Raw genomic sequence first — 15,593 nt, 5'->3', positions numbered from 1 at the left:
AAACTTTTTATTTTGCGATCTCCTGCAGATGCGAACTTTTTAGCCTTTTTTGATAAATAGGAAGATATTTTTCAATAGGTATTTTTATGGCTTCGAAGTTTCCTGCCAACACATAAGGCTCTACATTTTCTGATGTATAAACGAACTGTAAGAAATTATCAATTAAATTTTCAGGAATTTTAAACTTTACAAAATAATCCTTTCCTAAATAATTTTTAATCTGAGTAATGGAAGAGTTCATTCTTTCATATGCTAAATAACGCTGCTTTTTCTTGCGGTCCCCTGAAAGGATATCATAAATACTTTCCAGGCTGAATGTAAGTCCACCATCTCTCAAACCGGCAACCGGAAGTTCGGGTGAAGTACCATCGCCTTTAGGAGTAGGTAACCCAATTACTTTTTTTAGAGCAAGGCTTTTGTCTTCTTTCCTTATCGCATTTACATCATACCTAAGATTACCTGTAGGCTTGAATCTGCTGATAAGCACTTCCTGAATGTCATAATAGGCTATCTTAAGTTCGATCAGATTCTTGCCTCCCAACATTTGCTCAGTAACTTTAAAATCTTTTCTTTCTGTTATAATTGAGGTAAAACGAATTACATCTCCCAGCTTAGCTTCAATATTGAAATTACCATTATAGTTAGTAAGTACTGTTTTTTGGGTGGTAAGATTGGTTACATATACCTGATTGAGATACAAAATAGAATTGTCTCTTAAAAAAACTTCCCCGGAGAAAAGCTGGGCATTGATTTTAGCTAAAAAAATCAAAAAAATTAAAGTAATTAGTTTCTTCATATAATTGGCAAAATTACATAGAAATACGCCAATTTATCACTTTATAGATTACAAAAACGGGTTAAAGTATATTAAACTTTAATATAAAACTGTTAATGATTGTTATAAATATGTTTTTTTAAATTTTTATCTGTGTTTCACTAAAAGCCAGCTTGTATATTTTACGGTAGTGGGAGTGAGCCCGGATTCTATCCAACTGATAAAATACCAATAGGTTGCAGTCGGAACATTTCTTCCTCCCATTCTTCCGTCCCAAGTATAATTGTTGGTAGGTGTTCCTCTGAAAACTTCGGCACCATATCGGTCAAAAATTCTAAACTCAAAATTAGTTTTATCGGAAAGTCCGGAGTAATTGATCTGGTCATTATATCCATCTCCGCTTGGTGTGATGGTATTGATGAGCTTTACAACTACAAAAGGTTTTTCTACCATTTGACAGCTTTTAGAATCTCTTACATATACCACGTAGGAGCCTCGTGCTACATTATAGAAAACATTGGAGCTTTGCCAGTTGATACCATCCAAAGAATATTGGTAAGGAGGAAAGCCGCCTCCTACATTTATAGTAACTGTTGTTCCGTTGATATCGATGGAAAGAATTGACGGAAGCTGAGCTTCTGTAACATTTACATATTGTCTGTAAACACAACCATTATAAGTAAGATCTACCCAATAATTTCCAACAGGAACATCGGAAATGTATGTTGTTGTAGCTCCTGTGCTCCAAACGTAGGACTCGAAGCCTGAACCTGCATCTAAGGTCGTGGTTGTTTTTGCACAGATGATCTGATCTAATAAAATGTCAGATTTTTTTGGTGTCTTAATCGTAATAATTATTTTTCCTATAGCAGGGCAAACTCCGCTTTTTTCAAATCTTATGTAAATAGTTTGGGTTCCCGAAAGACTTATAGTACTATTGATTGGAGTTGTACCGTTTTGTGCATCCTGCAAATTGCTGTGGAAAGTATAGGTAACGCCGGGATCTGTTGTAAATTGAGGGATAAAAGGTAATAGGTTTACCTGCTTGCTGCCATCCAGATCTTCATCACAAATACTTGTCGTAACACGATCTGTTAATAATTGGATAGGTTGCCCAATAGAGAAGTTTAATGGTTGTACTACTGCTGCACATCCGTTCGGTGAATCTACCCGGATGTAAATTGTAGTATTTGTTGTGTAGCTCCAGCTATTAGGAAGGGTATTTGAATTTCCTGCATTAGCATCCGTAATATTTGCATAATATCTTACATTGGTAAAATAGGTAGGGTTATTAAGAACAATTGGAGTAATGTTTATTAGGTTGATGGTAACAATACCGTCAAAATTATCATCACAGAAAACTCCTGAATAATTAGGAGCTATTACTGCAAGATTATAAAGGTTTAAAGTGATTTGAGCAATACTTTTACATCCGTTATTATTTTTTACGACAGCGTAGACAATAGTACCATTTGCTGCAGTGTAAGCTGTAGTAGAGGTAATAAGTGCGGCGGGATTTTCAGTTTGAGCATCTGCTAAAGTCGGATAGTAAGTAACTGTAATAGGGGAATTGCTGCTTACATTGGCAGAAGTCAGGTTGAAAGTCCCCTGATTGTTTATATTACATGCATAAATTGTTGCGTTATTGGTTGTAAGTGCTTCTAAATGAATAGTGACTGTAACCGTTTCACAATCCGGAAAAACAGTGTCATTTCCACAAAATGTATAGGTGAATGTATCCGTGCCAGTTAATGTTCCTGGGTTGTTTGGGGTATAAGTTATCACTCCTGTTGTTGGATTAATCGTCGCAGTACCAAGAGAAGGTGGAGTGACTATTGATACGGTAGAAGGAACAGGAGTTTGGGTTGATGTTGTAAAAGCCGGAGTTATTGTCTGGGTATTACAAACATTATAAGTAGAAGTACTTTGTTTTGTACAATTTAAAACTTTAATCTCATTAGAAATTAAAGGGGCGCAGCTTCCCATAGTTACAGAACAGGTATAAAATCCAGCTTGAGTAGGATTGTATGTAGAGTTTGTCGCTCCAGGAATTATACTCCCGTTTCGATACCATTGATAGCTGTCATAGATCAGAGGATCAACAGTAAGCTGAATACCAGGTGCACAACCAGCTCCGGCTTGTAGAATAACCGGCTGTGTAGGGAATCCTGCAAAAAAACCGCCATATCCTACTGCATCACTTCCTGCATTGATTCCCGCAGTAATTGCTTTATTGGAAACAACGGTAATGGTTCCTGTGGTATTTGGTATTCCGTAGGTTACCCAGTTCGTGGTTCCTGTCATATTAAAAGGTCCCGTATTGGCTGGAGGGGTATTGCCATTTACAGTTACAACCGCTCCTTTTTGGGTAATCAGATTTAATTTGGTAGGAATGTTTAAGATTCCGGTAGGATTATTATTTGAAAGCACAAAGTTTTCGTCAATAAAACCGATTTCGTTGATTTGTTTAGGTAAGTAACAGTTTAAAGCAGGAATAAAATTAAAACCACCGGTTGCAACTTCGCTTCCGGATGCTGAATCTCCGGCAAGCATTTGATAGACATAAGCGTTTTTCGTGGTTTTTATATATAAGTTGTAATGATTGTTTCCCTGCAAAATATATTTGGTGTCAGGAATTACATAATATTGTCCCGTATTTAATGTGGCAATAGGGGGAATTTCATTGTTTACATAAATTTGGGTATTGTCTTCCGTAGCTATGACTAAAGCTGTTTCCATATTGGATCCAATGCTCCCGTTTCCTTTAACTAAGGCAAATTCGGTTCCCAATCTTTCAACAGGTACAGCCTGATCCATCAAAATATCTGAGCTTGAAGGATAGTTGCCTGCATACTGCCCGTTGAAATTACCATTGGTTACATTGATCGCTTTGTTGGCAACAATTTTTGCTCCTATAAAACCATCAAAATTTCCTGCAATATCTCCTATACCATCAATGATGAAAGATTTTCCTTTGTTTAAAGTAAAGGTCATGGTGGGATTAGTAAGCCCGGTTGTTCCATTCGAAAACTGAACGGTCGATTTATATCCTGAAATAGTAACTGTCGTATTGTCTTCAGTTGCTAAAACACTTGTCATGAAGTTTAGAATATTATTACTTACGGTAATAGGAGCGTTTGCCGCATAAAAAGTTTTTCCGGTAGAAGGTATCCCTTTCGAAGTGATGATTTCAGCGTGATTGAAAACAGAAAATCTCAAGTTAGCATAAAAAGGAAAATCTGCTTTTAAATATAGACCTTTAGTCGTGGGAGTAAAAAGATCAGTTTGTAGAGTTGTGATAATATAATCCCTAAGAACATCAAACTTCTGAGGATTGTTTTTACTGATTGTTACGGTGCCAATTAAAATATTATTATTATAAATATTTACAGGGAATGGAGTAGTACGATTGGTGGATAAGTAAAGCTTTTGATAGGGATTCGGATTTCCTGTTCTATCCATCATAGGCGCAAACCAATGTTCTCTGTCTAGCTGTGCAAAAGTAGACATGGAAATGAAAAATATAAATAAAAAAGATAGAATTTTTCTCATTCAAGGATGGCTTTTGACACAAATTTAATAATAAAAAGTAGTATTAGCTTGAAAAAACAATAAAAAAACCACGATTTCAAATCGTGGTTTTTAATAAATTTTAATATAAGTAATATTTACTCTCTGTTTTTAACTAAAATCCATCCGGAATATTTAATCGGAGTTTGTTTAGCATTTGGCTCATTCCAACTTACGCTGAACCAGTAACTTCCAGTAGAAACTTTCTTGCTTCCGTTGGTTGTTCCGTCCCATTTGTATCCGTTGGCTTTGTTTGCCTGGTAAATTTTAGTTCCGTATCTGTCAAAGATGTCGATTACCAGATTTGATTTATGTCCTAATTCAGAGTAATCTAAAACATCGTTTACACCATCATTATTCGGAGTAATTACATTGACAATATTAGGTATTGTAATTTCTACAGAAATAGGATTACAATTATATGCGTCTTTTATATATACCATTCCGCTTCCTCTAGGAACGTTTGTAAAGACATTAGAATCTTGCCAGCTAACGTTATCCATAGAATATTTATATGGCGCTGCTCCTCCTGTTGCATATACAGTAACTGTAGTTGTAGCAATGTCAACGCTTGAAATTACAGGTTGCTCAGAGGCGTAAACTTTTACCGTTTGTTTTGTCCAACAGTCTCCTGTTTTTAGTTTTACCCAGTATGTACCTACAGTAACATCAGATATTGTTTGTGTTGTTGCCCCTGTGCTCCACTGATATCCGTCGAAATTAGGACCTGCATCCAATGTGGTTTTATTTTCCATACAGATAATCTTATCAGTTAATACTGTAGATTTAGTAGGAGGGAATACAACAAGTGTAATTTTAGCAATTCTATAACATCCGTTTGCGTTTGTTACTCTTACAAATGCAACACCATTTGGAGCAATGTAGTGATCTGGAGTTAAAATTTCATTGGTTCCGTTTTGGGCATCTGTAAGTGAAGGATAGTATTTTTTTGTTACACCTGTCTGTACAGTTACTGGAGCAATTGTTAAGTTGAATTCTCCCGTAGCTGTATTACTTTCCAAGAAACAAGTTCTCAATGTTGCATCTGTTACGACAGGAAGTTCAGAAACATTAAATGTTAAAGTTACTTGTTCACAATCTACAAATTCAGGAGCTATTCCACAGAATTTATATACAACAGTATCAGTTCCTACGAAGTTAACATTTGGAGTGTAGTTAATAACACCGGTTACTGGGTTTATTGTTGCAATACCATTTGCTGGAGGAGTAATAATAGTTACAGAACTTGGATTATATGTCTGTGTCGAAACAGTAAATTGCGGAACAACAGTCTGCGAAATATCACAAACGTTCATTGTTTTTGTGGACTTTGTCAAACAAGTGAATACCTTGAAGACTGGGGTTGTTTCTGGTGGACAACTACCGATAGTAATCTTTACAGTATAATCACCTCCTTGTGTTGGGGTGTATGAATTTCCATTGGCTCCAGGGATGGGATTTCCATTAAAAAACCATTGGTATGTATCGTAGCTGTCATCTACTTCCAATTTGATACCAGGAATACAATCTCCTGTTGTTTTAGAAATAAGAGGAATTGAAGAGAACCCTGCGAAGTATCCTCCATATCCGGCTGTACTATATCCTCCATTCACTCCTGCGGTTACGGCTTTATTAGATGTAACAGCTACATTTCCTACAATACCTGTAATGGCATATGTTACCCAGTTTGTATTTCCTGTAAGTGGATATGGACCTTGTGCGGCAGTTGGTGTCGTTGGAGCCCCACCATTTACAGTATAAGAAACAGTTGCACCGGCTTCTGTAAGAATATTTAGTTTTACAAGTAAATCACTATATACAGTGCTTGGCCCAGTTACAGGCATTTCGTTTATTTTTCCAATCTCGTCAATCTTACGAGGTAAAAAACAGTTCAATGGAGGTATATAGTTATATCCTCCTGTATTATCAGCAGCCCCTACACCAACCAACTGGTAGATATAAACATTTTTTGTAGTACTGATAAACATATTAGAATGTCCATTTCCTTGATTTACGTAATTGGTTTCATTAATTCTGTACCAACCTCCTTCGTTTAAAGTGGCAAGTGGTGTTGTACTACCATTTACATAGAGGTCGGTATTATTTTCTGTTGCCACAACAATAGCACCCTCCATATTGTTAGAAGGAAGAGTAGATCTCGTTTTGACCATAGCAAAGGTATTACCAAGTCTATTTGTTGGTACCGACTGATCCAGAATAAGGTCGGAACCACTATTCGCACTGGTTCCAAAGTTCCCATTGGAGTTTCCATTGGTTACAGTAATGGGTTTGTCTGAAACAATTTTTGCGCCGATAAAACCACTATTATTAGGTACTGTACCTCCCTTCCCTGTAAAAATGAAAGACTGTCCTTTGTTTAAAACAAAAGTAGTCGTCAAAGGGGGAGCTGTTTGGTTGGTGAACTGTATATTCGGATTATAGCCAGATACCGTTACTTTCGTATTATCTTCGGTAGCCATTATTCCTGTAGTGAAATTATACGAGCTATTAACAATTGGCGTCGCTGCAGCATAAAATTTAGTTCCAATCCCCGCTTTGCCTTTTGAAGTTACAATTTCTCCGTGAGAACTTATTGCGCTTCTTAAAGAGCAATAAAATGGTTTTGTCCCTTTTAAATAGACACCTTTGTTGATCACGGAGTAAGCATCGGAATCTGCGGTGGCAACAATCGTGTTGGCAGGTAAAAGATACGTGTTTGGAGCTCCTTTACTGATCGTAACAGTTCCTAAAGCAAGATTATTGTTGTAAATAGTTACATCAAAAGGGGTTGTGGAATCTGTTGAGAGATAAAGTCTATTGTTATAGCTACTGCTTGAAACGTCAAAATATGGCGCTATCCAGTGTTCAGTATCTCTCTGCGCATATATAGTATTAATTGAAAATAAAATCAATACCAAGCTGAGTAGAAATTTTTTCATAAACGTTAGAATTAGGATTTTTGCAAAATTAAAAGAATATTTGATATGTTTTGAAAAAAATAAAAGAAAATATGATAAAGAAATAATAAAAAAGCCACAATCTTTTAAAATTGTGGCTTTAAATATAGTTTTAAAAATTATTCTCTGTTTTTAACAAGGATCCAACCTGAATATTGTATTGGAGTTTTAGCTTTATTCGGCTCGTTCCAGTTAATATGATACCAGTATGTACCTGTTACCACTTTTTTACCAGAACCTTTCCCATCCCAACGATAATTATTGAATTTATCTCCAGTGAAGATTTTATTGCCATATCTGTCGTAGATGACAAATGAAAGATTTTCCTTGTAGGCGAGCTCACTATAGTCAATATAATCATTTACATTGTCTCCATTAGGAGTGATGGCATTGATTAAATTAGGTACAGTTACTTCCACAGAAATAGGAGTACAGCTGTAAGCATCTTTCACGTAGAAAGTATGCTGTCCTCTTGATAGGTTTGTGAATACATTCGAGTCTTGCCATGTAGTAATTCCATCTACGGAATATTTATAAGGAGTAACTCCTCCGCTAACAATTACAGTAGCAGTATTGTTTGTAATTTCAATTTTAGTAATTACCGGATCCTGAGCTTTTTTCACATGTACGGTCTGTTTCAAGAAACATCCGTTGTGTTCAAGAATGACTGTGTATTCTCCTACAGGAACTCCCTGGATAGAAGAGGTTGTAGCCCCTGTGTTCCATTGGTAGCTGTCGTATCCTGCTCCTGCGTCAAGAGATGTTCTACTGTCAATACAAATAAACTTATCAACCAAAATTGCAGATCTTTTAACAGGAATTGGAACTAATTTAATTTTTGCTGTTCCATTACATCCTCCATCAGCAGTTATTTTAACATAGGCATATCCTCCTGCTGAAGCATATTTTTTAGGCTCAGTGATTTCGTTATTATTTGTATTTAAATCATTAAGAGTAGGATAATATTTTTTTGTAACCGGAGAAGGGTAGTCGGTAACGTTTGCCGTAGTAAGATCAAACAATGCTGTAGGATCAGTATCGTACTGGCAAGCTGTGATAGTTGGTTCTTTTCCAATAAGAGGGACGATTTTAATGCTGTGGGTAACCTGTTCACAGTCTACAAATTCAGGATCATTTCCGCAGAATTTATATACCAATACATCCGTTCCTGCAAATCCTGAAGTAGGAGTGTAACTGATAGTACCGTTTGAATTGACTACAGCTGTACCATGAGCAGGAGGTGTAATGATAGTTACTGTACTAGCAACTGGCGTTTGTGTAGATGTGGTAAATGTAGGTTGTATAATTTTTGTACCGCAGGTTTCATCAGTTTTTGAAGTTTGCTTTAAACATGAAAAAACTTTATAAGCAATTGTTACTACAGGTTGACAAGCACCCATTGTTACTCGAACGGTGTAATTTCCTCCAACTAATGGAGCGTAAGTATTTGATGTTGCTCCAGGAATAATATTGCCATTCCAATACCATTGATATGAATCGTATCCGGGATCTACTTCCAATATAATACCCGGTGCACATTCTCCTGTCTTTTTAGAGATAACCGGTATTGATGAGAATCCTGCAAAATATCCACCATATCCTGCGGAACTATATCCTCCGTTAATACCTGCAGTCACCGCTTTATTGGATTGGATTGCCAGGTTACCGGTAATTCCATCAATAGCATAGGTTACCCAATTGGTATTCCCTGTAAGATTGTAAGGCCCTTGTGCAGCGGTTGGTGTTATTGGAGCCCCACCATCAATACTGTATGTAACGGTTGCTCCTGCCTCAGTAAGGATGTTAAGCTTTAAAGTAATAGGGCCTGATGAGCCCGGCATTTCGTTGATTTTACCTATTTCATCAATTTTTCTAGGCAAAAAACAGTTTAATGGAGGGATGTAATTATAACCTCCGGTGGCTGTACTTGTAGATCCTACCAATTGATATAAGTAAACATTTTTTGAGGCACGGACATATATATTGTAATGTCCATTACCTTGATTGATATATGAATTATCTAATATTCTATAATACTGTCCTTCATTAAGAGTTGCTACAGGGGTTGCAACATCATTAAGATAAACTTGAGTGTTGTTTTCCGTAGCAATTACTATTCCTCCCTCCATATCATACGAAGTGGCAGGAGACAAACTTCGAACCATAGCAAATTCATTTCCAAGTCGTTCAGTTGGTACCGACTGATCTAAAATAAGATCCGATCCTGAAGTTAAACTTCCTGTAGCATACATCGCATTTGCATTTCCATTAGTAATGGTAATGGGCTTGTTGGATGTGATTTTTGCACCAATAAACCCGGTATTATTTGCTGGGGTGTTTCCAATTCCGGCAATCAGGTAAGACTGTCCTTTTTCTAGGTTAAAAGTAAAAGTCCCGGAAGTACTGGAATTGTTTATAAAAGTTATACCTGGGTCATATCCGGTAACAGTAACAGTAGTCCCGTTTTCAGTTGCCATAACTCCGGTTGTAAAGTCCATTAGAGTTGCACTGCTATAGGTAATAGGAGCAGCTGCTGCATAAAACTTTGTTCCAATTCCGGCTTTTCCTTTTGATGTTACAATTTCACCATGAGCGCTTTGTGCTGCTCTTAAACTGCAGAAAAAAGGTTTTGTTCCTTGTAGGTACAATCCTTTTTGAATAGGAACTCCTGCTTCAGAACTTGAAGTTGTATATATTACATTGGCGGCAACAGTATAAGTTTTAGGATTGTTTTTGCTGACACTAAGTGTGGTTAATAATGTTTGAACTCCATTCGCATCATTAGTATATACCTTTACATCAAATGGTGTCGCTGAGTCTGAGGATACGTATAAAGTATTTGTAAAACTCCCCACACTTGTATTAACAAAATAAGGAGCAATCCAATGCTCTGTATCTTTTTGGGCAAAGATGGTATTAAATGTAAAAAACAATAATACGAAAGAGAATAGAAATCTTTTCATAGTTGTTGGAATTAGGATTTTTACAAAATTAAAATATTATTTTGAATATTGTTTATGAATAATAAATAATAATTAAAAATAATATTCAGATTTTTATTGAAATTTATATGGAAAATGAAAAGTGTTGTTTTTCTTTGCGGACTATGAAAGTCTTTTTTTTGATGATTAGCTGTATTAAAAGACTTTTCCAAGTTCTTTTTCTGTATTTTTAATTTGCTTTTTGCATTAATATATATATGAATTTTGACAAAAAAACCGGAGAAATATTTCCCCGGATTTGAATTTTATTAGATTGATATCAATTTATTTTAATAATATACCTATTTCTTGATCACCTTTTCCACGAATACTTCATTTTTATCAGAGACTATTTTTATAATATACACGCCTTCTTTTTGTGAGTGAATATCAATGTCTACAGTATTTTGCGCTCTAAATTCTTTACTATATACTGTTTTTCCGCTAAGATCTATGATTTGAACTTTTCCAGATTCAATCTTCTTTTGATCTAAAATAACTTTAATGGCACCGCTTGTAGGGTTGGGAGTAATCTGTATTGAGTTTTCATTGATTGCTAAAGCAGAAGGTGTGGCCTGTCTCATTCCGCAATTAGGTAATGTAGTCAGTAAAAGATCATAGTCAAAATAAGGATATCCGTTCCAGCTTGCCACATCATAAGTACCTCCTTGATAATTATACTGAAATCCCAAAATAAATACAAATTTAGCATCTGTAATTCCTGGAAAACTGAAATCCGAAGGTTGTAGCGCATAATAAAAATCGGTAGGAGATGTCATTGTCGGATTAAAATTAACCCCATAATCCTGACCTGTAACAATATCTCTTGCCACTAATTTAAACTGTGAAAAAGTGGCTCCGGCTGGTAATGAATAGCTTCCGGAAATGGTTTGAACCAAGTCTGTTCCACATCCATTGGGTTCATATTTAAAATTGACACCTCCCCATCCTGAAGTATCACAAATCTGAGTTGCTAAACGTGCCCAGTAATCGACTTCTGATGAAGACATATCGAAGCTTGTTCTTGGGAAGTAAAGTCTTGTTGGGGATCCGTAATCGGGATCGTCAATATTTGTTTCCACGGTTCCGCTGTAAGATCCTCCCTGGCTAGAAATAGATGCTGCAGCTTCTGTAGCTGGGGTGTCTGGACTTATATGGATGACCGCAAACTTTGCATTTCTATTAATTTTAAAATCGGTTACATATTTAAAAGCTTCAGGCATGTTGGGAGTAGGGTAATCGTAGTTGACAAGGTAAGAACCAAAGCTTAGGTTTCCTGTATTCCTTTCAGCATCGGCAAATAATACTACTTTTAATGGATTCGAAGGATCGTTGTTTAATGTTGTCTGCGGGCTTACAATTTCTGTATTGGAAACTCCATCCAGGGCATTGCCAATAATAGCCAGGGCTTCATGAAAATGGTCTCCGTTATCAAGCCTCCTCTCAATCTGCAGTGTCGTAAAAGTATTGTTTGAGAAATCAGACTCGATGTAGATTTTCGGGCTATAGCTGGTATTGCTTGCATTGTAAATTCCAGTACCATAATGTACTACAGCTACTCTGTTTAAAGGGTTACATGACAATAACTGCTGAATCAGTTTGGTAGCTCCCAGCTTCATTGATGTAAAACGTTGTGTTGACATAGAGCTTCCATTATCTAAGACAATAATGTAGTCGGATCCTCCGTTTTGTGCTCTCAAAGCATTCAAAGACATTATAAATGTCAGAAACAAGAATAAAATTGTTTTTTTCATGGTTAAATTTTGAATTTAGTTTTTAAAAATATGAAAATATCTTCATTTAGTGAAATAATTAATTGGAATTTAGTTTTATCTTGATTTTCCATTTATTATTGCTATGGATAGTGTTTTATGAATGATTTGAATAAAAAAACAGCCTCCAAGGAAGCTGTTATGATGTTATAGGTTATTCGAATAATTATTGTCTGTTTTTTATCAATATCCATCCCGAGTAGGAAACAGGCAATTTAGTATCCGGCTCAGTCCATTTTAAAATATACCAGTAAGTTCCGGTAGGAAGTACTCTTCCTCCTGATTTTCCATCCCAGATATAATTATTGTCTGATGATTTATAAACAAGTGCGCCGTATCTGTCCACCACTTCAATGGAAACATTTTGTTTAATTCTTAAATCTGAATAATTTAAAGAATCATTATGACCGTCTCCGTTTGGAGTAATGGCATTGATAAGATTTATAATCAGGAAATCTTTTATTGTCGGTTGGCATCCGTCTTTCCCCAGTACATAAACTTTATGTGGACCTCTTGATAATCCGGTGAAAATATTGGAGGTTTGATAATCAATTCCATTTAAAGAATACTGGTAAGGAGGAGTTCCTCCGGTAACATAAATAGTAGCTGTAGGGCCTGAGGTTTCAATTCTTGTTATCGTTGGAGCCTGTGCGGTTGTGACATTTACCGTTTGGCGATAAACACATCCATTAAATCCTAAATCTACATAGTAAGTACCCGTTCCGACTGTAATACTTTGAGTATTTGCTCCTGTACTCCAAAGATATGATGTGAAACCTGTTCCGGCATTAAGTGTTGCTTTTTCGTTTGAACAGATAACTTGGTCAGTAAGTGTACCTGATTTTTTTGGTGATTTTAACTTAATATTTAAAACTGCAGTATTCGGACATTCTGTAGAACTTTGGAATCTAATATAGAATGTGTTCGCAGAAGTAATAACCTGGGATGCAGGGATGGCATTAACACCATTTTGTGCATCAGCTAAAGTAGAATGAAAACTTAAAGTTACGGATGGATCTGCTGTAAACTGATTTTTATAATCATTCAAATTGGCTGTTTCAGAGCCGTCAAGATTATTATCACAAATATCAACACTGATATTGTTATTAAGTAAGGTAAGCCTGTTGCCGACTTTAAAATTGATTTGGCCAAAAGCCGTTGTACATGTTCCCGTAGGGGCATCTACTCTTACATAAACTGTAGTGTTGGTGGTGTATGTCCAGTTTGTAGGGAGTGTATTGGCATTTCCTGCATTGGCATCTGCCTGAACCAAATAATATCTTACAGTAAAGCTGGCTGAGTTATTAACGATTTGTGGTGTGATATTCGCAAAGTTTACATTGACGATTCCGTCAAAATTATCATCACATAATGTAGCGTTAAAATTAGCCGTATTAATATTAGGAGAAGGATTGATGGTTAAAGCAATCTGTGCTACCTTTGAACACCCATACTGCGAAGTGACATTAGCATACACTGTTCCGGCAGGTCCTGTATAGGTTGCTGGAGTTGTAATTTGTCCTGTCAGGTTAGCATTGGTAAAATAAGTAACAGTAATTCCGGGATCAGAAGATACGTTAGCTGTAGTAAGGTTGAATGTTCCGTTTCCGTTTGCATCTGCACAAGAAGACAACGAAGCATTGTTTACCTGTAATACATTGGTATTGATAATAATTTTAAAATATTCAAAATCTGCAGGGTTACCGTTTCCTTGTATATAGTAGATAAAAGAATCTGTTGTATTTGCTGTTAATCCGGCATTAGGAGTATAAGTGATTTGACCTGTTGTAGGATTCACAGTGGCTGTTCCTGAAGTTGGGGCAGAAATAATCGCCGTATTTGCAGGAACTATATTTTGTGTAGAGTTCGTAAACGCAGGAATAATCGTTTTCGTATTACAAGATCCGATATTGTAGGTTGTCGTTGTGATTGGAGGGCAAAGTGTGTAATTATATACAGTGGTCAGCCTGGATTCGCAATTGTTTTTTGTAACTAAACAAGTGTAGTTTCCAGCTCCATATAATTCAGGATTGATAGAATAAGAAGTTGCTCCTGCAATAATATTACCGTTAAGATACCACTGATAGCTGTCATAGGTATTATCCACCTGTAATAAGATCCCTAAATAACAATCTCCTGTCTTAGAAATTACCGGAACCGATGAAAAACCTGCAAAATACCCTCCGTATCCTACTGCTCCACTTCCTGCAGCAATTCCGGCCGTTACAGATTTGGTAGAACTTACCGTAATAGTTCCTGAAACATTCGGAATAGAGTAGGTTACCCAGTTCGGGTTTCCTGTTACAGGATAAGGACCGTTTGCGGCTGCAATAGGATTATTGTTGTATGTTACCGTTGCTCCTGTTTGGGTAATGATGTTAAGTTTTGTGTTGTAGGTTTGGGCTCCAATTTGGTTGATAAATCCAATTTCGTCAACTTTATTAGGCATAAAACAACTTAGAGGAGGGATGAAATTCATACCACCGGTCGCATATTCATTGACAGAAGAGCTTCCCGTGATTCCTGCTAATAATTGATAGACATACACATTTTTGGTAGTGGAAATTCCCATATTATAATTTCCATTACCCTGGTTGATGTAATTACTGCTCGGAACCATAAAATATTGCCCTGCATTCAGAGTGATTCCGGTGTTTACTCCGTTTAATGAAATTTGGGTATTATCTTGAGTGGCAATCAAAAGAGCCGTTTCCATTTGATAAATAATATTTCCATTACCTTTTACCAATACGAAATCCTTTCCTAATCTGTCTACGGGAACAGCCTGGTCCATAAGAACATCATTGTTGGTGGAATTTAAATTGGTATATATCCCGTTGAAATTTCCATTGGTAACAGAAATAGGTTTTGTAGATTCTATTTTAGCTCCTACAAGACCAACTAAATTATAGGGTGAGTCCGAACTTACTGCATCTAAAATATAAGACTGTCCTTTGTTGAGCGTAAATGTTTTAGTAGGAGAGGAGCTTCCATCAGAAAAAACAACGTTGGAGTTGTATCCTGAAACTACTACCGAAGTATTGTCTTCAGTTGCAGTAATCCCTATGGTAGCATTTACATAATTAGCTGTACCTGTCATAGGTGCTACTCCCGCGTAAAATTTGGTTCCTAATCCGGCTAAACCTTTTGAGGTGATAATTTCAGCATGATTTTGTAAAGAAAACCGATAATTGGCAAAGAATTTTTTTGAACCTTTTACATACATTCCCATAGAATTGGGAGTAAATAAGAGTGTTTGATTGGTTGTAATCAGAAAATTATTCGGAATGCTTACCTGAACCGGATTTCCTTTGCTTACCTGTACGGTAGTAAAGAGTGTGTTATTATTATAAATCTGTACAGGAAACGGAGTGGTTTCGTTGGTTGACAGATATAAATAACCGCTCAGTCCGCTTGAACCTGCTTTTGAAGCCATTGGAGCAAACCAATGATCTGTATCAAGCTGAGCATTAAAGAATAAACAAAGAAATGTACAAATGGTTAATAGAAATTTTTTCATTTTTTTCAATAAGGGATG

General features: G+C 36.3%; 6 protein-coding genes. All 6 read right to left on the bottom strand.

All coding sequences use genetic code 11. The features are described from left to right. Positions 1–7 precede the first annotated feature (7 nt). Complete coding sequence (locus tag P0Y62_11400; GenBank protein ID WEK68465.1) at positions 8–796, bottom strand: hypothetical protein; 789 nt, start codon at positions 794–796, stop codon at positions 8–10. A gap of 126 nt (positions 797–922) precedes the next feature. Next, positions 923–4,327, bottom strand: a complete 3,405-nt coding sequence (locus tag P0Y62_11395) for a T9SS type B sorting domain-containing protein (GenBank protein ID WEK68464.1) — start codon at positions 4,325–4,327, stop codon at positions 923–925. Positions 4,328–4,443: 116 nt separating this feature from the next. Further along, the gene (locus P0Y62_11390; GenBank protein ID WEK68463.1) at positions 4,444–7,284 is read right to left on the bottom strand and encodes a gliding motility-associated C-terminal domain-containing protein; all 2,841 of its coding nucleotides are present in this window, start codon (positions 7,282–7,284) and stop codon (positions 4,444–4,446) included. A gap of 137 nt (positions 7,285–7,421) precedes the next feature. Beyond that, positions 7,422–10,265, bottom strand: coding sequence for a gliding motility-associated C-terminal domain-containing protein (locus P0Y62_11385; GenBank protein WEK68462.1), 2,844 nt, complete (start codon positions 10,263–10,265; stop codon positions 7,422–7,424). Between the two features lie 320 nt (positions 10,266–10,585). Then, positions 10,586–12,037: a T9SS type A sorting domain-containing protein gene (locus P0Y62_11380; protein ID WEK68461.1), complete on the bottom strand. Its 1,452-nt coding sequence runs from the start codon at positions 12,035–12,037 to the stop codon at positions 10,586–10,588. Positions 12,038–12,221: 184 nt separating this feature from the next. Continuing rightward, positions 12,222–15,575: a gliding motility-associated C-terminal domain-containing protein gene (locus P0Y62_11375; GenBank protein WEK68460.1), complete on the bottom strand. Its 3,354-nt coding sequence runs from the start codon at positions 15,573–15,575 to the stop codon at positions 12,222–12,224. Between the last annotated feature and the right edge of the window lie 18 nt (positions 15,576–15,593).

The sequence above is a fragment of the Candidatus Chryseobacterium colombiense genome (genome assembly GCA_029203185.1).
Lineage (GTDB): Bacteria > Bacteroidota > Bacteroidia > Flavobacteriales > Weeksellaceae > Chryseobacterium > Chryseobacterium colombiense.
This window is presented reverse-complemented; position numbering and strand designations above follow the sequence as displayed.

Excerpts from the sequence above, each read along its gene's own strand:
- P0Y62_11395 (WEK68464.1), bottom strand. The coding sequence starts at position 4,327 with ATGAGAAAAATTCTATCTTTTTTATTTATATTTTTCATTTCCATGTCT.
- P0Y62_11400 (WEK68465.1), bottom strand. The coding sequence starts at position 796 with ATGAAGAAACTAATTACTTTAATTTTTTTGATTTTTTTAGCTAAAATC.
- P0Y62_11380 (WEK68461.1), bottom strand. The coding sequence starts at position 12,037 with ATGAAAAAAACAATTTTATTCTTGTTTCTGACATTTATAATGTCTTTG.
- P0Y62_11390 (WEK68463.1), bottom strand. The coding sequence starts at position 7,284 with ATGAAAAAATTTCTACTCAGCTTGGTATTGATTTTATTTTCAATTAAT.
- P0Y62_11375 (WEK68460.1), bottom strand. The coding sequence starts at position 15,575 with ATGAAAAAATTTCTATTAACCATTTGTACATTTCTTTGTTTATTCTTT.
- P0Y62_11385 (WEK68462.1), bottom strand. The coding sequence starts at position 10,265 with ATGAAAAGATTTCTATTCTCTTTCGTATTATTGTTTTTTACATTTAAT.